The sequence below is a fragment of the Mesorhizobium captivum genome (assembly GCF_033977165.1).
Classification (GTDB): domain Bacteria; phylum Pseudomonadota; class Alphaproteobacteria; order Rhizobiales; family Rhizobiaceae; genus Mesorhizobium; species Mesorhizobium captivum.
This window is the reverse complement of sequence record NZ_JAVIJB010000042.1, coordinates 36,701-58,807: the sequence shown is the minus strand read 5'-3', so window position 1 is coordinate 58,807 and position 22,107 is coordinate 36,701. Positions and strand designations below refer to the sequence as shown.

The 22,107-nt window shown below is 65.4% G+C and carries 20 protein-coding genes; 9 read left to right on the top strand and 11 right to left on the bottom strand.

Going from position 1 to position 22,107, the window contains the following annotated elements:
- Positions 1-323: 323 nt before the first annotated feature.
- Together RFM40_RS27435 and RFM40_RS27430 are read right to left on the bottom strand one after the other, a co-directional pair.
- Entirely contained in the window at positions 324-1,022 is a 699-nt protein-coding gene (locus tag RFM40_RS27435; protein ID WP_320225625.1) for a GntR family transcriptional regulator, read from the bottom strand.
- A 151-nt stretch (positions 1,023-1,173) separates the two neighbouring features.
- The gene (locus tag RFM40_RS27430; protein WP_320225626.1) at positions 1,174-1,986 is read right to left on the bottom strand and encodes a helix-turn-helix transcriptional regulator; all 813 of its coding nucleotides are present in this window, start codon (positions 1,984-1,986) and stop codon (positions 1,174-1,176) included.
- A gap of 81 nt (positions 1,987-2,067) precedes the next feature.
- Here RFM40_RS27430 and RFM40_RS27425 point away from each other — a divergent pair, with 81 nt between their 5' ends.
- The 8 genes from RFM40_RS27425 to RFM40_RS27390 all read left to right on the top strand — a co-directional run bounded on the left by RFM40_RS27425 (position 2,068) and on the right by RFM40_RS27390 (position 11,053).
- Complete coding sequence (locus RFM40_RS27425) at positions 2,068-3,240, top strand: ABC transporter ATP-binding protein (protein ID WP_320225627.1); 1,173 nt, start codon at positions 2,068-2,070, stop codon at positions 3,238-3,240.
- Positions 3,221-4,384 carry an ABC transporter substrate-binding protein gene (locus RFM40_RS27420; protein WP_320225628.1) on the top strand — a complete coding sequence of 388 codons (1,164 nt, stop codon included), beginning with the start codon at positions 3,221-3,223 and terminating at the stop codon, positions 4,382-4,384. Before RFM40_RS27425 ends, RFM40_RS27420 begins: the two co-directional genes overlap by 20 nt.
- Before the next feature lie 77 nt (positions 4,385-4,461).
- Positions 4,462-5,325: an ABC transporter permease gene (locus tag RFM40_RS27415; RefSeq protein ID WP_430691735.1), complete on the top strand. Its 864-nt coding sequence runs from the start codon at positions 4,462-4,464 to the stop codon at positions 5,323-5,325.
- On the top strand, positions 5,325-6,137 hold the full coding sequence (locus RFM40_RS27410) for an ABC transporter permease (protein WP_320278598.1): 813 nt from the start codon (positions 5,325-5,327) through the stop codon (positions 6,135-6,137). The genes RFM40_RS27415 and RFM40_RS27410 overlap by 1 nt, the downstream gene beginning before the upstream one ends.
- An 11-nt stretch (positions 6,138-6,148) precedes the next feature.
- On the top strand, positions 6,149-6,910 hold the full coding sequence (locus tag RFM40_RS27405) for an SDR family NAD(P)-dependent oxidoreductase (protein ID WP_320225631.1): 762 nt from the start codon (positions 6,149-6,151) through the stop codon (positions 6,908-6,910).
- Positions 6,911-7,295: 385 nt separating this feature from the next.
- Complete coding sequence (locus tag RFM40_RS27400; protein ID WP_320225632.1) at positions 7,296-8,672, top strand: glutamine synthetase family protein; 1,377 nt, start codon at positions 7,296-7,298, stop codon at positions 8,670-8,672.
- A gap of 2 nt (positions 8,673-8,674) precedes the next feature.
- Complete coding sequence (locus RFM40_RS27395) at positions 8,675-9,973, top strand: NAD(P)/FAD-dependent oxidoreductase (RefSeq protein ID WP_320225633.1); 1,299 nt, start codon at positions 8,675-8,677, stop codon at positions 9,971-9,973.
- A 297-nt stretch (positions 9,974-10,270) separates the two neighbouring features.
- Positions 10,271-11,053: a DeoR/GlpR family DNA-binding transcription regulator gene (locus tag RFM40_RS27390; protein ID WP_320225634.1), complete on the top strand. Its 783-nt coding sequence runs from the start codon at positions 10,271-10,273 to the stop codon at positions 11,051-11,053.
- Positions 11,054-11,078: 25 nt separating this feature from the next.
- Here RFM40_RS27390 and RFM40_RS27385 read toward each other — a convergent pair whose 3' ends face one another.
- The 8 genes from RFM40_RS27385 to RFM40_RS27350 form a co-directional block, all read right to left on the bottom strand.
- Positions 11,079-12,152: an ABC transporter ATP-binding protein gene (locus RFM40_RS27385; RefSeq protein WP_320225635.1), complete on the bottom strand. Its 1,074-nt coding sequence runs from the start codon at positions 12,150-12,152 to the stop codon at positions 11,079-11,081.
- Positions 12,149-12,949, bottom strand: coding sequence for an ABC transporter permease (locus RFM40_RS27380; RefSeq protein WP_320225636.1), 801 nt, complete (start codon positions 12,947-12,949; stop codon positions 12,149-12,151). The genes RFM40_RS27385 and RFM40_RS27380 overlap by 4 nt, the downstream gene beginning before the upstream one ends.
- A gap of 1 nt (position 12,950) precedes the next feature.
- The gene (locus tag RFM40_RS27375; RefSeq protein ID WP_320225637.1) at positions 12,951-13,811 is read right to left on the bottom strand and encodes an ABC transporter permease; all 861 of its coding nucleotides are present in this window, start codon (positions 13,809-13,811) and stop codon (positions 12,951-12,953) included.
- Between the two features lie 55 nt (positions 13,812-13,866).
- A complete protein-coding gene (locus RFM40_RS27370) occupies positions 13,867-14,871 on the bottom strand; it encodes an ABC transporter substrate-binding protein (protein WP_320225638.1) in 1,005 nt (334 codons plus the stop codon).
- Positions 14,872-14,936: 65 nt separating this feature from the next.
- Positions 14,937-16,409 (bottom strand): aldehyde dehydrogenase, encoded by a 1,473-nt coding sequence (locus RFM40_RS27365; protein ID WP_320225639.1) that lies wholly within the window; start codon positions 16,407-16,409, stop codon positions 14,937-14,939.
- A 12-nt stretch (positions 16,410-16,421) separates the two neighbouring features.
- Entirely contained in the window at positions 16,422-17,459 is a 1,038-nt protein-coding gene (locus RFM40_RS27360) for an LLM class flavin-dependent oxidoreductase (protein ID WP_320225640.1), read from the bottom strand.
- Complete coding sequence (locus tag RFM40_RS27355; RefSeq protein WP_320225641.1) at positions 17,456-19,249, bottom strand: alpha/beta fold hydrolase; 1,794 nt, start codon at positions 19,247-19,249, stop codon at positions 17,456-17,458. Before RFM40_RS27355 ends, RFM40_RS27360 begins: the two co-directional genes overlap by 4 nt.
- A complete protein-coding gene (locus tag RFM40_RS27350) occupies positions 19,242-19,829 on the bottom strand; it encodes an amino acid synthesis family protein (RefSeq protein ID WP_320225642.1) in 588 nt (195 codons plus the stop codon). The genes RFM40_RS27355 and RFM40_RS27350 overlap by 8 nt, the downstream gene beginning before the upstream one ends.
- Positions 19,830-19,963: 134 nt before the next feature.
- On the opposite strand from RFM40_RS27350, the gene RFM40_RS27345 reads away from it, so the two are divergent.
- Positions 19,964-20,641 carry a GntR family transcriptional regulator gene (locus tag RFM40_RS27345; protein ID WP_320225643.1) on the top strand — a complete coding sequence of 226 codons (678 nt, stop codon included), beginning with the start codon at positions 19,964-19,966 and terminating at the stop codon, positions 20,639-20,641.
- Positions 20,642-20,647: 6 nt separating this feature from the next.
- Here RFM40_RS27345 and RFM40_RS27340 read toward each other — a convergent pair whose 3' ends face one another.
- Positions 20,648-22,054, bottom strand: a complete 1,407-nt coding sequence (locus tag RFM40_RS27340; protein ID WP_430691734.1) for an ROK family protein — start codon at positions 22,052-22,054, stop codon at positions 20,648-20,650.
- Positions 22,055-22,107 lie beyond the last annotated feature (53 nt).

Genomic DNA, 22,107 nt, shown 5'->3' with positions numbered 1-22,107 from the left:
CTCCAAGAAACTCGCCATCATCGCCGTCGCAAGGAAGCTCCTGGTCGTCCTCAACGCCATCATCAGGGACAAAACCGCATTCGCATGAACACAGTTGCCATTCCGTGACGTGTAAGCGAAGAATGCTGCGGAGCAGAATTCTGCACTGTTGCAACGCCTTGATGTTACGGCATGGATCCCCGGGTCTGCGCTGCGTCGCTTCGCTCCTTGCTTCGCCCGAGGATGACGACGGAACGAACGCTTCTGCCAATCTCGAATGGTGCGCTACCTCGCGGAACCGGGTGGCAGGCGTTAGCCGCCTCCAGCCTACACACAGCGATCTGCTACTGCCGCAATTCCGGGAATTTGATCTGCTTGAGGATGTGCGCGGCGCCCTCTTCGATGTCGCGCACGATGGCCGCGCGGGCTCTTTCGCCGTCCTGGGCCTCGATCGCCGCCACGACCTCCTCGTGATAGTCGATGCCGAGGATGCCGGCGAGGTCGTCCTCGAAGCCGATGCGCAGGTTGCGGAGGAAAGGTCCGACCTGCATCCACACCGTCTCGATCAGGAAGATCATCTGCTCGTTGCCGCAGTGGCGGTAGATCGAGAATTTGAAGTCGTGGTTTTTGCGCAGATAGTCGTCGATGTCGCCGCTGCGGGCGGCCTGGGTGAGCTCGGTGCAGTGGCGGCGAATGGCGCGCAGATTGTTGCCGTTGATGAGCTTTGTCGCGAGTTCGGTGGCCGTGCCTTCCAGGACCGTCCGCACATCGGTCAGCTGCTGGAAGCGATCGGCCGAGATCATCGGCACCTCGACGCTGCCGTTCGGCATCGGGCTCAGTGCCCTGAGCGCCTGCAGCCGCATGAAGGCGCTGCGCACCGGCATGTCGCTGGTGCCGAGCTCCTTGGCGAGCTTGCGCGAGGTCAGCTTCTGGCCGGGTTGGAGCTGACCCGACATCAGCGCCCGCACCAGTTCCAGATAGACTTTCTCATGCAGGGGTACTGTGTCGAGGGCAGTCAGTCCGAATTGTGTTTTGTCGGCCATTGGCTATGCGCTACTTCATCCGTCCTGAAATCTGTTTCGTCAGGCAATCTGCCGCCGGGATACTTGTCCGGCGGTTTCGAGCCGCACGATAGACGGTTAACGCGCGCCGCCGCAAGGGAGGGCAACAGGCCTGATGCCAGCCCCTGGCCGGTCAGCCGATGCGCGCGTCGATGATCTCGACGAAGCGCGCGAACAGGCCGGCCTGCGACTTGATCTTGAGCTTGCGATAGATGTTGCGGCGATGGACCTTGACGGTGCCGGGCACGATCCTGAGCGCCCTGGCGATCGATTCCGTGGAGTGACCCTGAAGCACCAAGTCGACGACCTGTTTTTCGCGCGACGTCAGCGATAGGCTTTTCCAGATATGCGCGCGGTCCAATTCGTTCGCCGTCGCGACAGTCTCTCCCGGCGGCGGGGCCGCAACTTCGTCGGCAGGCAGGGCCGGCCAGCGCAGCTTGCAGAAGCCGACCACCGTCGGCGCCATGTCGCGCAATAGCCTGGCGTCGGCTGTCCCGAACGGTCCCGAGGCGCGCAGCCGCATCAGCGACAGCACCAGCGCGTCCTTGCCGGCCAGCGGAACGAAGAAGCCGACCTCCTCGGCGAGCCGGGTCTGGCTGTAGTAGGAACGGTAGTACTCGCTCGCATAGAAGCGGTCCGGCGCGAGCTCACGCATGCGCCAGAACCCTTCCTTGCGCTCGACCGCGGCGTGATGGAAGGGATCAAGCAGGTAGGGTCCCTCCTGATAGAGGGCGACGAAGATGTGGCTCTCCGCCGGGGAGAAAGTCTCGAACAAGAGTGGCGGCCGCGCAGCACCGCGATAACCGAAGATCACGCAGTGGTCGAAGCGGACGTGTCCGCGCAGCCAGCCGACCATCGCCTTGCCGAAATGATCGCCGCCGGTCTCGCGCGTTGCGGCGATGACGGCGGCTAAGGCGTTGTAGTCGTCACTGCGGGAGGCGGCCATTCATACCCCTCTGAACGATAAAATCGGCTGAATATACCACCCGCGAGGTATATACTAGTTGCCATTGGCTCTGCTAGCGTCATGAAATTGCCTCACGCTGTCGCTGGAGCCCGTGGCTTGACTGCAGTGCCCGATATCGAGTTTCGCGCGGTCACCAAGCGCTATGGCGCCGTCACCGCGGTCAGCGGCATCGACCTCGCCATCCCGCCTTCCGCTTTCGTCGCGCTGCTCGGCCCTTCGGGCTGCGGCAAGACGACTTGCCTGCGCATGATCGGCGGCTTCGAGCAGCCGAGCGAGGGCCAGGTGCTGATCCGCGGTCGCGACATGGCCGGCACGCCGCCCTACCGGCGCCCGGTCAACATGGTGTTCCAGCAATATGCGCTGTTCCCGCATCTCGATGTCGAGGAGAACATTTCCTACGGGCTGCGCCAGGCGAGGCCGCGGCTGTCATCGCGCGAGATCTCCTCACGGGTCGGCGAGGCGCTGGCCATGGTGCAGCTCGCCGGCTACGGCCGCCGCAAGATCCATGAGCTTTCCGGCGGCCAGCAGCAGCGCGTCGCGCTGGCCCGGGCGCTGGTCAACAAGCCAGCGGTGCTTTTGCTCGACGAGCCGCTGGCGGCGCTCGACAAGAAGCTGCGCACCGACATGCAGATCGAGCTGCAGAACCTGCAGCGCGAGATCGGCATCACCTTCGTGCTGGTCACCCACGACCAGGAGGAAGCGCTGTCGATGAGCGACTTCGTCTGCGTCATGAATGGCGGCCGCGTGGTCCAGCTTGGACAGCCGAGCGAGATCTATGACGAGCCCGCCGACCTGTTTGTCGCCGACTTCGTCGGCAAGACCAATCTGCTCAGCGGCAAGGTGGCTGGCTTGTCGGGCGAGCTCGTCGACGTGGCGCTCGCCGACGGTACGGTGATTTCCGCCCGCAAGCGGGTGCCGCTCAGCCGGGGAGAAGCCGTCTCGGTCAGCCTGCGGCCGGAATCGCTCAGCCTCTCCGGCCCCGGCGGCGGCAGCCTGCAAGGCATCGTCCGCAACCGGATTTTCCTGGGCTCGACCGCGGAATACGCGATCGAGGTCCAGGGCATCGGATCACTGCTCGCCAAGGCCGATCACGTGATCGGCCAGGGCAAATTTTTCAAGCCGGGCGAACCCGTCGCCATCGGCTTTGCCGCCGGAGCGCCGCTGGCGTTTCCGGGCACAAAGAATAACGGGACCAACCAGAGGGAAGACCAACATGTCGAAATCCTATCGTGACGGGCTGCCGATAAGCCCCGAAAAATTCGTCGACCAATTGATGCGCCTGAAGCGCGGCTCGATCAGCCGGCGCGACTTCCTCGGCCTCACCGGCCTTGGCGTCGCGACCGCGGTGATGGCGCGCGAGCTCGGCATCATGCCGACGCCGGCCTTTGCCGCAGAAAACCTCGGCGACCGCATGTCGATCGCCACCTGGCCGAACTACCACGACCCGCAGACCTTCGAGAATTTCAAGTCCGAGACGGGCGTCGCGGTCGAGGTCAACGTCTTCGGCTCGAACGAGGAGATGCTGGCCAAGCTGCAGGCCGGCGGCTCGGGTTGGAGCCTGTTCGTGCCGACCAACTACACCATCTCGACCTACAAGAAGCTCGGCATCATCGAGCCGTTGGACATGGCCAAGCTCGGCAATTTCGACGGCTCGCAGGAGGATGTGCGGTTCACGGCGGAAGGCACGATCGACGGGACGATCTACGCCGTGCCGAAGAACTGGGGCACGACCGGTTTCGCGGTCAACACCAAGAAGCTTTCCAAGCCGATGTCGAGCTGGAAGGAGTTCTGGGACACGGCGATGGCTGAAGGCGACGGCCGCACCATGGTGCATGACTACCAGCTGACCACGATCGGCAACGCGCTGAAATATCACGGCTACTCGTTCAACTCGCTGAAGCAGGACGAGCTCGCCAAGGCCGAGGAACTGTTGCTCAAGGTCAAGCCGCATCTGTTTGCGGTGTCGAGCGACTATCAGCCGGGAATGCGCGCCGGCGACGCCTGGATGACGATGTGCTGGACCAATGACGGCGCGCAGCTCCATCGCGACATGCCCGAGATCGCCTATGTGCTCGGCAAGGAAGGCGGCGAGATCTGGACCGACTTCTACGCCATCCCGAAGGATGCGCCGAACAAGCCGGCCGGCTATGCGCTGCTCAACTATCTGATGAACCCGAAGGTGGCGGTGAAGGAGCATCTGGCCAATGGCGCGCCCTCGACCGATGCGCGGGTCAACGCGCTGCTGCCGAAGGAGGTGCTGGAGAATCCGATCCTCTATCCGGCCGCCGATCTTCTGAAGCCGCTCGAATTCGGCGCCGCCGCGACGCTCACCGATCCGGGCCGCGCCGAGCTGATGGCGCGCTTCAAGTCGGCTTGACCCGCACCAGCCACAAACCCGATCCAGACAACGAGACCGGCGGACGAATGTCCGCCGGCTCCGACCCGGCTTTCTTGATGCGCGGCAGTCCCTTTCGCAAAAATATCCTGACGGCGCTGCTGCTCGCACCGGCGACGCTGTGGCTTGTCGTCTTCCTGGTGCTGCCCTTCGTAGCCATCGCCATCTTCAGCGTCGGCGAGCGGGCGCCCGAGGGCGGCTATCAGGCGGCGCTGACCTTCGCGCAATATGCCAATTTGCCGGCGCGGGCGACCGCCTTCTGGAACACGATGGTGCTGGCGCCGGCCGGCGCGCTCGCCTGCCTGCTCGTCGCTTATCCGGTCGCCTATTATCTGGCGCTGCGCGCGCCGCAGCGCTGGCGGCTGATCCTGCTCGCGCTGATCGTCATCCCGTTCTGGACCAGCCTTCTGATGCGCACCTATGCCTGGATGTACATCCTCGGCGGGCGCGGCATCCCGGCCCTGCTCGCCTATGTCGGCATCGAGGATCTTAGGCTGATCAACACGCCGGGTGCCGTGCTGCTCGGCATCGTCTACGGCTATCTGCCGCTGATGATCCTGCCGATCTATGTCAGCCTCGAGCGGCTCGACCGCCGGCTGCTGGAAGCCTCCGCCGATCTCGGCGCGACGCCGTTGTCGACCTTTCTCGGCGTGACGCTCAGGCTTTCGCTGCCAGGCGTGATGACCGGCTTCTCGCTGGTGATGATCCTCTTGCTCGGCGAATATCTGATCCCGACACTGCTCGGCGGCGGCAAGGTGTTCTTCATCGGCAATGCGCTGGTCGACCTCTTCCTGCAGTCGCGCAACTGGCCGTTCGGATCGGCCATTGCCATCACGCTGGTGCTGGTTTCGGTGGTGGTGCTGATCGTCGCCAACCGCATCTCGACCCGGCTCTCGGGCGCGCGCCGCGTGGACCTGATCTGATGCGTGCCTTCGTCGTTGCCGTCTTTGTCTTCCTCTATCTGCCGATCGCGCTGGTCGTGCTGTTCTCCTTCAATGCCGGCCATCATGCCAGCGAGTTCACCGGCTTCTCGGCGCAATGGTACGGCAAGGCGCTGTCCAATCCGTTCCTGGTCGAGGCGCTGAAGAACAGCCTGTTCATAGCCACCACCAGCGCCCTGCTCGCGGCCTTCTGCGGCACGGCGGCGGCGCTCGGGCTGCAGCGCGTCGGCGCGCGGACGCGGGCGCTCTTCGATGCGCTGCTGGGCGCCGCGATCGTCGTGCCGGGTGTGGTCATCGGCATCTCGACGCTGGTGGCGCTGGTGCAGCTCTTCGCCGTCGTCAATCCGTTCCTCGCCTCGCTGTGGCCGACCGACCAGCCGCCGCGCCTGGCGCTCGGCTACGGCTCGATCATTGCCGCACACGGCCTGTTCTCGATGGCGCTGGTGACGATGATCGTCGGCACGCGCCTTGGCAGCCTCGACCGCAACCTGGTCGAGGCATCGAGCGATCTCTACGCCACGCCGCTGACGACGTTCCGCTCGGTCGTGCTGCCGCAGATCATGCCCGCGGTGATCGCCGGCTTCCTGCTCGCCTTCACCTTCTCGTTCGACGATTTCATCATCGCCTTCTTCGTCGCCGGCGCGCAGACGACGTTGCCGATCTATGTCTTTGCCTCCATTCGCCGCGGCGTGACGCCGGAGATCAACGCCATCGCGACGATCGTGCTCGCCGTGTCGGTCCTGCTCGTCCTGCTCGCCCAATGGCAGCTCGGCCGACGAAAGCCATCGCCTTGAAAGACAAGTCCATGATTCTGAAAGATCGTATCGCCGTGGTGACGGGCGCCGGGTCGGGCATCGGGCGCGCCGGCGCCATGATCATGGCCAGCGAAGGGGCTGTCCTGGTGATCGCCGACCGGGACCCGGCGGCCGGCGAAGCCACCGCGTCCGGCATCCGCGACGCCGGCGGCCGCGCCGAAGCGGTCGCCACGGATGTCGGCAACGACACCGCGGTCGAAGAGCTCATCGCGGGGACGCTCGGCAAGCATGGTCGGATCGATATCCTGCATAGCCATGCCGGCATCCAGGTCGGCGGCACGCTGACCGAAGTCAGCACCGACGGCATGGACGCCTCCTGGCGGATCAACGTGCGGGCGCAGTTCCTTGCGGCCAAGGCCGTCATGCCGGCAATGATCGCGCAGGGCGGCGGCGTCATCCTCAACACAGCGTCCAATTCCGGCGTCTTCTACGACCGCGAGATGATCGCCTATGCGACGTCGAAGCACGCCGTGGTGGCAATGACCAGGCAGATGTCGCTCGACTATGCCAAACACAACGTGCGCATCAATGCGCTTTGTCCGGGCTGGGTCGACACGCCGTTCAACGAGCCATTCATCGCCCAGATGGGCGGACGCGATGCGATCGAAAACTATGTCCGGACCAAGATTCCGATGGGGCGCTGGGCGAGCGCGGAGGAGATCGCCGAAGCCATTCTGTTCCTCGTTTCCGACCGTTCGTCCTTCATGACCGGCCAGGCACTGGTGGTCGATGGCGGCGAGAGCATAGGCTGAGCTGTTCCAACAGAGCGGACTTGCGCCGACAGCCAGGATCGGTCAAACCATAGTTCCAACTTGATGAGACCCGTCATGCAAGCCGCAGAACAGCGATATCGCGAAAGGCATTCGATTTTTGCCGGCGGTGTTTCATTTGCGCGAGCGGGGTACTACTGATCATGCGCTGCTGCCGGCACGAGAACCTGCAACGCGCGGAGGAGACCAAGGTCGGCTCGCATGTCGTCCGTGACGGCTGGACCGAGGGAGTAGCAGGACGCTCAATCCGGCCTCTCGGCCGGCCACCAGGCGGGCGTCCGTCATTCAGATAGCGCAGCTTATTTAACGCTTAAAACCCGACGGATGTGCCCGCCGAAGCGATCTCTCCTTCGTACGGACATGACCGATGCCTGACAAACAAGACACTTCACGTTCCAGCGGCGCCGATGCGCAAAGCTGGCTGACCACGCATGGAATAAACGAGGTCGAGTGCCTCGTGCCCGACGTCAACGGCGTGCTGCGCGGCAAGGCCTTGCCGGCGGCGAAGGTCCTCAAATCGCTCGAGGACCGGGCGCTTTACTTGCCGAGCAGCGCCTTCCTGGTCGCCATCGACGGCCGCTATTCCGGCTCCATCGACGAGGGGTTCGCCTATCAGGACCCCGATATGCGCATGGTGCCCGACCTTTCGACGCTCTGCCTTGCGCCAGGTGGCGGCGCCGGCAAGGCCTATGTCTTTGCCGACACGTTCCATATGGACGACCGGCCATGGATGGCGTCGCCGCGCCATGTGCTGAGGGCGGTGCTCGACCTCTACCGCCGGCGTGGCTGGCGCGCGGTGATGGCGCCCGAGCTCGAATTTTATCTCACGGCGCCAAACCCCGATCCGGACCGGCCGGTGACCGCGCCGGTCGGGCGCAACGGCCGGCCGGAAAGCGTGCAGCATCCATACGACATGCAGGCGCTGGAAGAGTTCGAACCGGTCATACAGCGCATCTACGCGCATTCGGCCGCTGCCGGCCTGCCGCTCGACACGCTGATCCATGAATCCGGCACGGCGCAGCTCGAGATCAATTTCCTGCATGGCGATCCGCTGGCGCTGGCCGACAAGGTGCTTTTGTTCAAGCGCCTGACGAGGCAGGCGGCGCAGGCGAGCGGTATGTATGCCACCTTCATGGCCAAGCCGATCGCGGCGCAGGCCGGCAGCTCGATGCATCTGCACATGTCGATCGTCGACGAGAACGGCGAGCCCTTGTTTGCCGGCAAAGATGGCACAGACAGCGAGACGTTCGCGCAGTTCATCGGCGGCCTGCAGAAATATGTTCCCGAGATCATGCCGCTGTTCGCGCCCAATGTGAATTCGTATCGCCGTATCCGGCCGGGGCACAGCGCGGCGGCCAATATCGAGTGGTCGCATGACAACCGCTCGTGCGGCCTGCGGGTGCCGATGGGCGGGCGCGCGGCGCGGCGGGTGGAGAACCGGCTGCCCGGCGCCGACGCCAACCCGTATCTGGCCATGGCCGGCTCGCTGATCGCCGGCTATCTCGGTATCGAGGAGAAGCTTGCCCGCTCGGCGGAAGCTTTCGGCAATGCCTATCGCAGCCAGAGCACGCTGCCGAAGACCATGGAGGAGGCGCTCGACCGTTTCGCCGCCTGCGAGCCGGTGCGAAGGCTGCTCGGCGAGGATTTCTTCCAGACCTATCTGCGCGTGAAGAGCGTCGAGCTCGACCTGTTCCAGACCGTGGTGACGTCGTGGGAACGCGACCATCTGCTGCTCAAGGTGTGACCATGGTTTCCCGTTCAACTGGTTTCAATTCCGGTCTCGATATCGGCAAATCCTACTATGTCGCCACCGCCAATCCGGCGCCGGACCATCCGGCGCTTGTTGGCGATATCGAAGCCGACCTCGTGGTCGTCGGCGGCGGCTGCACCGGCCTGTCGGCTGCGCTACATGCGGCCGAGCGCGGTCTGAAGGTGGTGCTGCTCGAAGGCGGCAAGATCGGCTGGGGTGCCTCCGGGCGCAATGGCGGCCAGATGATCCCCGGCCTGCGCAAGGGCGCCAAGGGGCTGGTCAAGGCATTTGGGCGCGAACGGGCGAAGGCGCTGTTCGACCTCGCCTTCGAGGCGCGCGGGCTGGTGCTCGACATCATCGAGCGCCATGGCATCGAGTGCGACTTGCGGCTGACAGGCCACCTGGTCGGCGCCGTCAACAGCTCCGACATGCGCGACTTCGAGGAGGAAGCCGAGTGCCTCGCCAAGGTGATGAACTTTGCCGATGTCGAGATCCTCTCGGCGGCGCAGGCGCGGCAGAAGGTGGACACGCCCTATCTGGGTGCGGTCTTCGAGAGGCTCGGCGGCCACATGCATCCGCTGAACTACACGCTGGGCCTTGCCCGCGCGGCTTCCGCTGCAGGTGTCGCCATCCACGAGAATTCGGTTGCGGTCCGGCTGGAGCGCGAGCCGTCCATTCGGATGTTCACCGACAAGGGTTCGGTTCGCGCCAAACATGTCGTGCTTGCCGGCGATGCGCTGCTCCAGGGGCTCGAGCCGCGCGTCAACAGCCGCATCATGCCGATCGGCAACTACATCGTCGCCACCGAGCCTTTGGGCGAGCGGAACGTCATCCCTTCCAATGTCGCGGTTTCGGACACGCTTTTCGTCGTCAACTACTACCGCATGTCGGCTGACGGCCGCCTGCTGTTCGGAGGCGGCGAGCGCTACACGCCTTCGCCGCCGGCCGACATTGCCGGTTTCGTGCGCCCGCATATGGAAAAGACCTTCCCGCAGCTCAGAGGCTGCCGGATCGATCACGCGTGGGGCGGGCTGGTATCGGTGACGACGTCGCGCCTGCCGCATGTCGGGCACTATGGCGAGGTCTATTTCGCGCATGGCTATTCCGGCAAGGGCGTCATCCTGTCGACGCTGTCGGGCAAGCTGCTCGCGGAAGCGATCACCGGCGATTCCTCGCGGCTCGACCTGTTCTCGACGCTGACGCCGCTGCCGTTCCCGGGCGGCACGGCGCTGCGCGGGCCGCTCTATGTGCTCGGCATGCTGTGGTATGCGATGCGGGACCGCCTCAGGCATTAGGGTCTGTTGGTGAGGCAGGCCTGCAAATGGCGGCTTCCTGCGCTTCCGGTGCTCACGTACTTTAAGTACGCTCCGCTCCGGCCTTCGCCGGCCGAAGCCCTCATAAATGTCTCCGTCCTATGAAGGCTACGGTCGGCGTAGGCCGGTTCTCGGAAACCACCCAGTTTGGTCGCTTCGCGCCCGTCTTCGACTCCGGCTCGGCCTGACCTGAATCTCAACAGACCCTGGGCTGGCTTTCCCGTTCCCGGCGTGGCTAATGTCCTGAGGCCGGGAACGACATCCCGGGAGGGAAAGGCAATGAACATCGAGCCGGGCCGACTGACGAAGAAAGAGCGACATGAGCTCATTCTGTCGGAGGTCAGGCGCTCGGCGTCTATCCGCATCTCCAAGCTTGCTCGGCGCATCGGCGTCGCCGGCGAGACCATCCGCCGCGACCTGATCGAGCTCGGCGAGGCGGGACTGATCAACCGCACCTATGGCGGCGCCACAATCTCGCTGATGACGTCGGAGCCGGTGATCGCCGAGCGCGGCCTCACCATGATCGAGGAGCGCGCGCGCATCGGGCGGGGCGCCGCCGGCCTGATCGAGAACGGGCGCATCGTGATGATCGACGGCGGATCGACGACCTATGAGGTTGCGCGCAGCTTTTCCCAGCTAAGACGGGATCTGACGGTCATCACCAACTCGATCGGCATCGCGTCGGTTGCCAATCCGAGTTTTCGGGTCATCCTTTGCCCCGGCACCTATGACCACCGGGAAGCCAGCGTGCTCGGCGAGGACACCGTCGAATTCGTGCGCCGCTACAATGCCGACGTCGCCATCATCGGCGCATCGGCCGTCAATGCCGAGGGGCCGAGCGACATGGTCTCAGGCGCTGCGGCGGTGAAGCGGGCGATGATGGCGCGGTCGCTGTCGACGATGCTGGTCGTCACCAACGACAAGTTCGGCCGCAATAGCCTGGAACGCGTCTGCGCATTGAGCGAGATTTCCGACGTCGTCACCGACAGCGAGCCGGCGGCGGAGCTTCGCGCCGCGATTGAAGAAGCCGGCGTAGACCTCCACGTTTTCGCCGGCACCTGAACAACACAACGGCGCGGCAACAGCGTCAGGCAGGAAACAGGAAGGCCGCAGCGGGATCGAAGAAGATGCGTTGGCCCGACGCAGCATCGGTCGGCTCCGCCGCGTCCGAAGTCGGCCTGACGTCGATCTCGTCACCCGACGCGGTGCGGGCTACGACGCGCCGGCGGTCGCCGAAGAAGGCAGCGTCGACGATCTCGACGGCGAGTGACGCATTCCCCTCCATGGGCGTCAGGCGGAATGCTTCCGGCCGCACCATCAGCCTGGCCTTCTGGCCGCGGTCGAGCTTATGTGTCGCCTTCACTCCCTTGACGATCGAGCCGTCGGCCAGCCGCACGACGGCGGCGCCGCTGTCGGCCTCAAGAAGCTCCGCCGGCAGGAAGTTGGAATTGCCGATGAAGCCGGCGACGAACTCGCTCGCGGGCCTCAGATAAAGGTCCTCGCCGGTGCCGATCTGCTCGATGCGTCCTTCCTTGAACAGCGCGATGCGATCGGAGAGGTGCAGCGCCTCCTCCTGGTCGTGCGTGACATAGAGGATAGTGACGCCCGTCTCGCGGTGGATGCGGCGGATCTCGGCCTGGATTTCCTGGCGCAGCTTCTTGTCGAGCGCCGACAGCGGCTCGTCCATCAAGAGGATCGGCGGATCGTAGGCGAGCGCGCGGGCGAGCGCGACGCGTTGCTGCTGGCCGCCGGATAGCGCGCCCGGATAGCGGTCGGCGAATGTCTCCAGGCGCACCAGCGCCAGCATGTCGGCGACCTTGCGTTTCACCTCGGCATCCGGTCGGCCGCGCACGCGCAGCGGAAAGGCGACATTCTCGGCGACGCTCAGATGCGGGAACAGCGTGTAGCGCTGGAAGACCATGCCGATGTTGCGCTTGTGCGAGGGCACCGAAAGCAGCGACTTGTTTTCCAAAAGCACGTCGCCCGAGGTCGGGTCCTGGAACCCGGCGATCGCATAGAGCGTCGTCGACTTGCCGGAGCCGGACGGCCCGAGAAAGGTCAGGAACTCGCCCTTCGGCACATCGATGGTGACGTCATGGACGGCGACGAAGGCGCCGAACGCCTTCCTCACCGCGCGAATGGACAGGAATGGCCGGGTCATCTGGACAGTCTTCTACGAAGGAGTGCGGTCACGATCATCAGGCACAGAGTGAGGCCGACGAGCAGGCTGGAGGCGGCGGCGACGACCGGGCTCAGATCGGCGCGCAGGCTGCCCCAGATCTTCACCGGCAGGGTCTGCAGGGTCGGGCTCGCCATGAAGATCGCCACCACCACCTCGTCCCATGAGGCGAGGAAGGAAAAGATCGCCGCCGAGAAGATGCCGATGCGGATCGAGGGCAGGGTGATCCGGAGCCTCGCCTGCAGCGGACTTGCGCCGCAGACGATCGCTGCGTCCTCGATGGATCTGTCGAAACCCTCGAGCGCGGTGGCGATCGGAATGATGGCGAAAGGCAGCGCCAGGATGGTATGGGCGACGACGAAGCCGACCGTGGTGCCGGCGAGCCCGATACGCAGGAAGAAGGCATAGATGGCGATGGCGAAGACGACCACCGGCAGCACCATCGGCGTCAGCAGCAGTCCGCGCAGAATTTGCCGGCCGCGAAACGCGCCCCTGACAAGGCTGAAGGAAGCAAGCAGGCCGATCAGCACCGCAAGGATTGCGACCATCGCGGCAATCTTGGCGCTGGTCAGCGCGGCATCGATCCAGGCCGGATCGGCCAGCAGTTCCTGGTACCATTTCAGCGTCCAGCCGGGCGGCGGAAAGGCCAGCCAGCGCGACGATCCGAACGACAGCAGGATGATGAAGATCACCGGCAGCAGAAGGAAAGCGGCGACGAGCGCGGTGAAGCCGGCAAGCGCTGCGCGCAACCATCCGAGCCGGTCGTAATCGAGCAGCATCTCAGAGCCCTCCGGCCAAACGCTTGGCGCCGACCATGCGCAGCTGGATCGCGTAGAGCGCCATGGTGACGACGAGCAGCACGAAGGCGGCGGCACTTCCCAGCCCCCAGTTGAGCAGCGACTGCACCGTCTGGGCGATCATCTCGGCGAGCATCATGTTCGATGTGCCGCCGAGCAGCGCGGGCGTCACGAAATAGCCGAGCGACATGACGAAGACCATCAGCCCGCCGGCGGCGATGCCGGGAAGCGACAGCGGCAGAAGGATGCGGCGGAACGCCTGGGCCAGGCCTGCGCCGCAAAGGGCGGCGGCGCGCAGCGTCATCGGGTCGATCGCGCGCAGCGTGCCGACCAGCGGCAGGATCATGAAAGGCAGCATGATGTAGACCATGCCGATGGTGACGCCGGTCAGATTGTTGATGAGCGGCAGCGGCTCATGGATGATGCCGAGCCCCATCAGCGTCCGGTTGATCACCCCGGTGCGCTGCAGCAGCACCATCCACGCATAGGTGCGGGTGAGAAGGTTGGTCCACATCGACAGGATGATGATGCCGAAGACGATCGAGCCGAACGCGGGCGGCATGATCGCCAGCATCCAGGCGACCGGAAAGGCCACGACGATGGTGACCGCGGTGACGACGGCGGCGACCAGGAAAGTGTTGAGGAACACGCGCACATAGGTGCCGCTGCCGAAAAGGGCGGCGTAGTTCTGCAGGCCGGGCTCCGGGTCGGTGACGCTGCGCAGCAGCAAGGCGACCACCGGCACGATGAAGAACAGGCCGACCAGGGTGAGCGCCGGCAAGGCACCGCCGCTGCCGGCCGGCAGGCCGGCAAAGGCTGGGCGTCTGAAAGCAGTTCCCGTCATGGGACGTCCCTTTCAAACGGGGCGCGTTGCCGCGCCCCGCTCCTGTCGTGGGGGGCTACTTGGTCTGCCAGGCGTACCAGCGCGTGGCGATCTCGTCGCGATGCTCGGCCCAGTAGTTCATGTCGAGGTTGATCTGGCCGTCGACATGGGCATCCGGCAGGCCTTTCACCACGTCGGCGGGCATCTCGGCCTTGGCCTTGGTGTTGATCGGCGCGTAGCCGCTCGCCTCGGCGAACTTCGCCTGGCCGGTCGGGTTGGTGGCAGTGGCGAGAAACTTCATCGCGCTGTCCTTGTTCTTGGCGCCTTTCGGCACGACGAGAACGTCGGCAGCGGTGAGGTTCTGGTTCCAAGAGACGCCGACATCGGCGCCGTCCTTCTCCAGCGCGAAGACACGGCCGTTCCAGAGCTGGCCGAAGGCGGCTTCACCCGAAGCGATGAGCTGCTGCGACTCCGCGCCGCCGCCCCACCAGACGATGTCCGACTTGATGGTGTCGAGCTTCTTGAAGGCGCGGTCGAGGTCGAGCGGATAGAGCTTGTCCGCCGGCACGCCGTCGGCCAGCAGCGCGATCTCGATCACGCCCGGCGCCGACCATTTGTAGAAGGTTCGTTTGCCGGGAAACTTCTTGGCGTCGAACATGTCGGCCCAGCTCGTCGGTTCGCCCGAGATAGCGCCCTTGTTCCAAGCGAGCACGAAGGAATAGTAGAAGCTGCCGACGGCATGTTCGTTGCTGAAGCGCGGATCGAGATCGGCCTTGGGCACGACGGCGAAGTCGATCGGCTCGAGCAGCCCGTCCTTGGCGGCCTTGATGGCGAAGTCCATCTCGACGTCGACCACGTCCCAGGTGACGTTCTTGGCGTCGACCATGGCCTTCAGCTTGCCGTAGTCGGTCGGGCCGTCCTGCAGCACCTTGATGCCGGAGCTGGCCGCGAACGGCTCGGCCCAGGACTTGGTCTGCGCCTCCTGCGTGGTGCCGCCCCAGCTGGTGAACACCATTTCATCGGCCTTGGCGGCCGTCGCCGAAAGCAGTCCGGCGAGGACGCCGGCTAAGATCAGTTTCATGTCATTCTCCTCTGATTTCTGTGTTCCGTTTCTTGTTCTTGTCTGTGCACCCTCGTCATGCGGCCTCAGCGCATGACGAAGGGATCGGGGATCGGATCGTCCGAGGTCTTGATCCAGACCGATTTCGAGCGGGTGTAATCGCGGATGGCGTCGAGCCCACCTTCGCGGCCGAGACCGGACAGGCCGTAGCCGCCGAAGGGGACGAGCGGCGAGACGGCGCGATAAGTGTTAACCCAGACGACGCCGGCATGGATGTCGCGCGCCATGCGATGCGCCTTACCGAGATTTGAGGTGAAGACGCCGGAGGCGAGACCGAAGGGCGTGTCGTTGGCGAGCGCCAGCGCCTCGGCTTCTGTATTGAAGGCAAGCACGCTCAGCACCGGACCGAACAGTTCTTCACGCACGCAGGCGAGGTCGCTGGCGCCGGCGTCGATGATGGTCGGGGCGTAATAGAAGCCGCCGCCGGTGTCGGGACGCTTGCCGCCGGTTATCAGCTTGCCGCCGGCAGCAAGGCTTTCGGCTACGATCGTCTCGATCCGGTCGCGCTGGCGCTGCGTGGCTAAAGGCCCCATCTCGGTAGCGGGATCCTGGGGATCGCCGATGCGGATCGTTTCGGCCTTGCGCTTCAGCCGGTCGAGGAATTCTTGCCTCACCGAACGCTCGATGAGCAGCCGCGAACCGGCGACGCAGCTCTGTCCCGTTGCGGCGAAGATGCCGGCGACGACCGCGTTGGCGGCGCTGTCGAGGTCGGCGTCGGCAAAGACCACGACGGGGCTCTTGCCGCCGAGCTCGAGCGTCGTATAGGCGAGATTCTCCGCCGTGTTCCTGACAATGGCGCGTGCCGTCGCCGGACCGCCGGTGAAGGCGACGCGCGAGACCAGCGGATGGCTGGTGAGGCGCCGACCGCAATCCTGGCCGAAGCCGGTGAGGATGTTGACAGCACCGGCTGGGAAGCCGGCTTCGCTGACCAATTCGGCGAAAGCGAGCAGCGGCGCCGGGCCGTCCTCGGATGCCTTGAGCACCACCGTGCAGCCCGCGGCCAGCGCCGGACCGAGCTTGACGGCCGAGAGGAAGAGCTGCGAGTTCCATGGCACCACCGCGGCGACGACGCCGATCGGCTCGCGGCGGATTGTGACGTCGAGGTCGGCCTTGTCGATCGGCACATGCGCGCCTTCATGCTTGTCGGCCAAACCGCCATAGTAGCGGTAGTAGTCGCCGACATAGGCGATCTGGGCGCGCGTCTCGCGGATGATCTTGCCGGTGTCGCGCGTCTCCAGCTCGGCCAGGCGTCCGACATTGGCGGCGACGAGGTCGCCGAGCCGGACCAAAAGCTTGCCGCGCGCGGTTGCCGTCATCGTCCGCCACGGGCCCGAGCGCAGCGCGCGGTGCGCGGCCTCAACAGCGCGGTCGACGTCGGCTTCGCTCGCTGCCGGCATCTTCGCCCACGGCGCGCCGGTCGACGGATCGACGCTGGCGAAGGTGGCGGACGGCTCGTCGAAACGGCCGTCGATGAAGTTCCTGAAAAGAGCGTCGGTCATGGAAGCTCGCGATCAGAGGAAAGCCGGCATCACCCGGTCGATGAACAGTTGCAGCGACTTCTTCTTGCGCTCGTGTGAAAGGCCGCTGTCGATCCAGATCGAGTACTGATCGTAGCCGAGCGCCTCATAGGCCTTCAGTCGCGCAATCACCTCGTCCGCTTCGCCGATCACCAGGTCCTGGCGCATCTTGTCCGGCGCATATTGCGGCATGGCGGCAATCTCGTCGGCGGTGAGCGGCTCCAATATGCCCTGGCGCACCGGCTTCTTGTTCTGGAACCAGGCGCCGAACTGGCAGTAGAAGCTCGACAGATCCTGGCAGAGGCGGTCGGCATCGGCCGCGTCCTCAGCGACGAATGTGTGCATCAAAAGCATGATTTCCGGCCGCTCGATCTCCGGATGCGCATCGCAGGCGGCGCTGAAGCGCTGCATCAGGCTCGCTACCTCGTCGTCGCCGGACGCCAGCGGCGTCACCTGCACCTTGCATTGGTTGGCGACGGCAAAGTCATGCGAGTTCGGATCGCGCGCCGCCACCCAGATTGGCGGGTACGGCCTCTGCAGCGGCTTGGGTGATGAGGTGGTGGAAGGAAACTGCCAGAACTCGCCTGAGAATTCGAAGTCGCCGTCCCACAGGCCGCGGATCGCCGGGATGATCTCGCGCATGCGCTGCCCGGCGCCCCAGGCATCGAGCCCCGGGAAGACGCGCTGGTATTCGTAGCTGTAGGCGCCGCGGGCGATGCCGATATCGAGACGACCGCCAGTAATGACGTCGGCCATCGCGGCCTCGCCGGCCAGCTTGATCGGGTGCCAGAAGGGCGCGATGATCGTGCCGGTGCCGAGACGGATGCGGCTGGTCCTGGCCGCCAGATAGGCGATGTTGATGAAGGGATTGGGCGAGATGGTGAATTCCATCCCGTGATGCTCGCCGATCCAGGCCGTCTCGAAACCCGCCTCTTCCGCCAGCAGCACCAGCTCTTCCAACTCGCCCAGAAGCTCCGAATGCGGCTTGGCGAGATCCGAGCGTTCCATATGCACGAAAAGCGAGAACTTCATCCCTGGTCACCTGTACTGAGCGAAGCGGCATTGGACCGAGCAAGCGGCCGCACCTCGCCTTCGACCTCGTTGCCGACATAGACGCCGAACGCATCCTCAGTGCATTCGCGCACGTAACGGGCGAGCATGGAGCGGATCGCCGGATCGGCGATCTTCAAGCCATCGATGGCATCGATGTCGATGAGCCTGATGCCGCGATCGCTTGACGCCGGCACGTCGAACGTGCCGCGATAATAGACATGCGTGCGCGAGGCGTCGCCAGCATCGTCCCATACGGCGAAGAGGAAGCCGAGCTGCGCCTCGATGGCTTTTGCGGCGAGAAGTCCGTTGAGGCTCTTGCCGTCGCTTGCCGAGCCAAGGCCCAGGCCGCGCGGCAGCTCAAACGAACCGCCCGGCGCTTCGAGGAACAGGATGCGGCCGCCGTTTTCGAGGATGGCGCCGACATCGGTGCCGGGCTGGGCGGCGGCAAGCGCCTCCTGGCTGAGCCCGGGGGTGACATAGGCGCCGCGGCAATAGCCGAGCGGCTGCGCGGCATTGTGCTGGAAGTCGCGGACGCGGCCGATGAGGATCGAATGATCGCCCGCCTCGACCAACCGTTCCAGGTCGCAGTCGAAGGAGGCGACCGAGCCGTCGAGAACCGGGCTGCCGGTCTGTCCCGGGCGCCAGTGGACCGTGGCGAATTTATCGGCCGCCTTGGACGCGAAGATGCCGGAAGCCGCCTTCTGGCTTTCGTTCAAGACGTTGATGGCGAAGCTCTTTGCCGTCGCGAAGACCGGATGTCCCAGCGCCTTGTGGGCGATGCAGACGAGGACCAGCGGCGGGTCGAGCGACACCGAGGTGAAGGAGTTGGCGGTGAAGCCGCGCGGCTCGCCTCCCGGCCCGATCGTGGTGACGATGGTGACGCCGGTCAGGAAGGAGCCGAGTGCGCGCCGGAACTCGGCGCTTTCGAAGCTCGTCTGCGCTCCCTCATCTTGGCTTGAGTCCTCGCTGAGGAAGTCGGCGATGTGGCGCGTGGTGAGCTCGGGATCTGCCACCGCCATCATGTGCCTTTGGCCGGCGAGCACGGTGCAGCGGCCGTGCGGCGCGAGCCTGGCCATGGCGGCCGACATTGCCGGCGAGGAGTTCCCATCCTCGGAGCCGGTCATGAACAGAGCCGGCACGGCCAGCGTCGGCAGGCGCTCGGCGTGGTCGTTGTCGGCATGGGCGAACAGGCGGTAGGTGCGGGCATAGCCTTCGGGGTCGACCTCGCTCAACGCCGCCGCCGTCTTCCCGGCAGCCGCTGTGAGCTCGGCCGGAACCGGATCGCCGAACCAGCGCGCAATGGTCTGCGCGGCGCCTGCCGCGTCGCCGTGGCCGGTGAGGGCGGCAGCTCGCTCGCGGACTGCCGCGGCCAGTTCCGGCGGGCGCCGGAACACGACATTGAGCGAAACGATGCGGCTGACACGCTCCGGCGCGAGCAGAGCCAGCTCCTGCGCGACCAGCGCGCCCATCGAATGGCCGACGACCGATACCTTTTCGAGGCCGAGATGATCGAGCAGCCGGATCGCCTGCTTGGCATAGTCGGCCAGTTCCGGTGTTTGCGGCGGCAACGGCGATCGGCCATGGCCGAGCATGTCGATGGCGATGACGTCCCAACGATCCGCCATGCGCTCGATCTGCGGCTGCCAGATCGCCGCGTTCATGCCGACGCCATGAATGAACAGCACAGGCGCACCCGATCCGGCACGGATGAAGCTGGTGCCGTCGGGCGCGGTTGCCCGGGTCCATTCATATGCGACGGCATCAGCCATGCAGGTCGCCCACTTCCTTGAGATCCTGGTAACGGTCGCCGATGCGGTGATGCGGGCGGCCGCCGATGGAAGCGCCAAGCGCCACGACCAGCTCGTCGGGCGCGGGCGCATCGCCGATCTGGAAATGCACGGTCAGGTAATGCGAGCGCCGGCCTTCGTCGTTCTTGTCCATCAGCGGGATCATGATCGGCGTGTTCGGCCCGCCGCGCAGATTGGTGAAGGCGAGATAGGTCTTGGCGCCGACGGCGCGGCGATAATGGTTGCCGAAATGCAGCGTGTGGATCAGCGCCGAGGCGTGCTCGATCTCGCCCGACGTGCCGCATATGGCGGCCTTGCCATAGCCCTCGATCGCCTCGGCCGAACCGGCGGCAGCAATGATCTCGCGGGTCAGCATCTCTCCGAGCACCGGCGCATAGGCGCGGATCTCGGGCGAAAGGTCCTCGGTGAAGCCGCGACCCGCCCAGGGGTTCGTCAGTACGGCGGCGACGCCGATCAGGCGCAGCGGCCGAGGCGCCGCCTTGCCGCCTTCTATCAGCGTGTTTTCATTGTAGGTGACGATCTTGCGAATGGCCGGCTGCATGAAAACCTCTGTCGGGTGGGTTCGAGAAAGCACCATTTTTCGCGCCGTCTTATGGTATACCATACTATGGAGCACCGAATACCTTGTCAACAGGCCATGGAATCTGTTTTCGTAGCGGTACAGGGAGCAAGGACATGCAGGACGACACGCTTCGCATCGATCGCAGCGCCAAGACCTTGAGAACATTGGCTCTCGAGCGCATGCGCGAGGCCATCATGGATTTTCATTTCCAGCCCGGCGAAAGGCTGGTCGAGCGGCCGCTTTGCGATCAGCTCGGCGTCAGTCGCTCGGTTGTGCGCGAGGTCTTGCGGCAACTGGAGGCTGAAGGTCTCGTGCAGATGATCCCCGGACACGGGCCGGCGGTGGCGAGGCCGGATCTCGGCCGCACCGACGAGATCTATGAGCTCAGGGCCCTGCTCGAGGGGATCGCGGCGCGCGCCTGCGCCTTGTCGGCGACTGACGGGCAATTGACTGTCCTCGAACGTGCGCTCGAGGCCCTTTTTGAGGCTTGGGCATCCGGCAAGCCGCCGGCGGTGATGCGGGCGACGACCGGATTCTATGAGGCGCTGTTCGAGGCGGCGGACAAGCGCGTCGCCTGGGAGATCGTCAGCGGACTGAATGTGCGTATCAACCAGCTACGCTCGATGACGATCGCCTCGGCGAACCGGCGCGAGCCGGCGATCGCCGAAATGAACGCGATCATGAATGCGATCCGGGCGCGCAAGCCGGAGGAGGCGGAAGCCGCGGCGCGGCGCCATGTCGAATCCGCCTGGAAGATCGCCCGCACGGCGCTGCAGCCGCCGGCCGCTTGAGGCGACCTACACCTCCATCGCCGCCCTCAGCCACGCCGTGATGGCGTCGAAGTCGATCGGCTTCGTCGTGTCGACGTCGAAAAGCGGTCCGCGCCGCAGCGGCTCGGCGCGCTTGGCCAGTTCGATCAGTTCGGGGATGTAAGCCGCGCCCGGATGGCCGGCGGGCCTCTGATCGAGCCGGGCGCCGTAGCGCTCGGCAAGAACCTCGCCGGGCGCGTGGCACCAGATTTCGGCAGTCCGCTCGACGCCGGCTTTGCGCAGATGGTCTTCGAGAACTTCTCGTGGCTGGAAACCGAACCAGGCATCGACGACGAATGTGGCGCCCGCCGGAGCTTCGCCGACAACGGACCAGATCGCCTGGTAGCTGGCGCGGCCAAGCGTCCGGTTAAACTCGCGGTCGGCGCCGCCGAGTGTTTCGAGGAACGGGTTCTTGACCGTGTCGAGCGCCAGCAGCGGCCAGCCCATCCGGTCGGCGACGCCGCGTGAGACGGTGCTCTTGCCGCTGGCGGGGATGCCGTTGACAAGCACGGCGCGCCTTGCGGATGGCGTTCCTGCCTTCGCTCTGAGCGCCCGCAGGCCGGCGCCTATCACGCCAGCGTCGTCGCCGAGCTTAGCCGGTTCCACCTTGCATTGATACCAGGGCGCCAGCGCCGGCGCGCAGGCAAGCGCTCGGTGTGCCGCCCGGCCAAGGCCGCCGCCGAGCAGGACAAGGTCGGGGTCGAACATGGCGACAGCCGAATCGATTGCCGCCCGTAATGGCTTGGCCCAGGCTTCCAGTATGCCGCGCGCCGTGCCGTCGCCGGCCGCATCGCGGGCAAAGAGCTGATCGACGGAGATGCCCGGCCCCAGGCCTGCGCGTGCGATGTGGCGGCCGAGCGCAGTGCCCGAACTGGTGGTCTCGACGCAGCCGCGCCGGCCGCAGGCGCAGATCTCGCCGTTGGCGTCGACGCTGATGTGGCCGAGCTGGCCGGCCGTCGCGCGCCCGCGCATGATCTGACGGTTCTGTGCAACGGCGCCGCCGATGCCGGTGCCGATCGTGAACATGACGACATTGTCGTGCCCCGCGGCCGCCCCCAGCGCCATCTCGGCGACCAGCGCCATGTTGCAGTCGTTGTCGAGCACGACGGGCTTGCCGGCCATGCTCTCAAGCCGCTGTTGCAGGGCGACCGAAGCGAGGTCGACGTAACCGCCTGACAACACCGCGCCACGCCTGGCATCGACGCGGCCGGGAACGCCGACGCCGATGGCCGCCACCTCGGGTGTGTCGAGAAGGCGCACCATGTCGGCGATGCGGCCAAGCACCAGTTCCGGATCGGGCGCGCTGTTCTCGGCGACGCGCTTGAGGATTTCACCCGCGCCTGAGATGCGGGCGGCACGCAGATTGGTGCCGCCTATATCGATCCCGATGGCCATCGACCTTTGTGGCATGATGTTCCGCACTTGTCCGGCACCGTCCTGCGATTGAG

Excerpts from the sequence above, each read along its gene's own strand:
- RFM40_RS27365 (WP_320225639.1), bottom strand. The coding sequence starts at position 16,409 with ATGACCGACGCTCTTTTCAGGAACTTCATCGACGGCCGTTTCGACGAG.
- RFM40_RS27390 (WP_320225634.1), top strand. The coding sequence starts at position 10,271 with ATGAACATCGAGCCGGGCCGACTGACGAAGAAAGAGCGACATGAGCTC.
- RFM40_RS27360 (WP_320225640.1), bottom strand. The coding sequence starts at position 17,459 with ATGAAGTTCTCGCTTTTCGTGCATATGGAACGCTCGGATCTCGCCAAG.
- RFM40_RS27345 (WP_320225643.1), top strand. The coding sequence starts at position 19,964 with ATGCAGGACGACACGCTTCGCATCGATCGCAGCGCCAAGACCTTGAGA.
- RFM40_RS27385 (WP_320225635.1), bottom strand. The coding sequence starts at position 12,152 with ATGACCCGGCCATTCCTGTCCATTCGCGCGGTGAGGAAGGCGTTCGGC.
- RFM40_RS27340 (WP_430691734.1), bottom strand. The coding sequence starts at position 22,054 with ATGGCCATCGGGATCGATATAGGCGGCACCAATCTGCGTGCCGCCCGC.
- RFM40_RS27430 (WP_320225626.1), bottom strand. The coding sequence starts at position 1,986 with ATGGCCGCCTCCCGCAGTGACGACTACAACGCCTTAGCCGCCGTCATC.
- RFM40_RS27415 (WP_430691735.1), top strand. The coding sequence starts at position 4,462 with ATGCGCGGCAGTCCCTTTCGCAAAAATATCCTGACGGCGCTGCTGCTC.
- RFM40_RS27375 (WP_320225637.1), bottom strand. The coding sequence starts at position 13,811 with ATGACGGGAACTGCTTTCAGACGCCCAGCCTTTGCCGGCCTGCCGGCC.
- RFM40_RS27410 (WP_320278598.1), top strand. The coding sequence starts at position 5,325 with ATGCGTGCCTTCGTCGTTGCCGTCTTTGTCTTCCTCTATCTGCCGATC.
- RFM40_RS27370 (WP_320225638.1), bottom strand. The coding sequence starts at position 14,871 with ATGAAACTGATCTTAGCCGGCGTCCTCGCCGGACTGCTTTCGGCGACG.
- RFM40_RS27405 (WP_320225631.1), top strand. The coding sequence starts at position 6,149 with ATGATTCTGAAAGATCGTATCGCCGTGGTGACGGGCGCCGGGTCGGGC.
- RFM40_RS27425 (WP_320225627.1), top strand. The coding sequence starts at position 2,068 with ATGAAATTGCCTCACGCTGTCGCTGGAGCCCGTGGCTTGACTGCAGTG.
- RFM40_RS27380 (WP_320225636.1), bottom strand. The coding sequence starts at position 12,949 with ATGCTGCTCGATTACGACCGGCTCGGATGGTTGCGCGCAGCGCTTGCC.
- RFM40_RS27400 (WP_320225632.1), top strand. The coding sequence starts at position 7,296 with ATGCCTGACAAACAAGACACTTCACGTTCCAGCGGCGCCGATGCGCAA.
- RFM40_RS27350 (WP_320225642.1), bottom strand. The coding sequence starts at position 19,829 with ATGCAGCCGGCCATTCGCAAGATCGTCACCTACAATGAAAACACGCTG.
- RFM40_RS27395 (WP_320225633.1), top strand. The coding sequence starts at position 8,675 with ATGGTTTCCCGTTCAACTGGTTTCAATTCCGGTCTCGATATCGGCAAA.
- RFM40_RS27435 (WP_320225625.1), bottom strand. The coding sequence starts at position 1,022 with ATGGCCGACAAAACACAATTCGGACTGACTGCCCTCGACACAGTACCC.
- RFM40_RS27355 (WP_320225641.1), bottom strand. The coding sequence starts at position 19,249 with ATGGCTGATGCCGTCGCATATGAATGGACCCGGGCAACCGCGCCCGAC.
- RFM40_RS27420 (WP_320225628.1), top strand. The coding sequence starts at position 3,221 with ATGTCGAAATCCTATCGTGACGGGCTGCCGATAAGCCCCGAAAAATTC.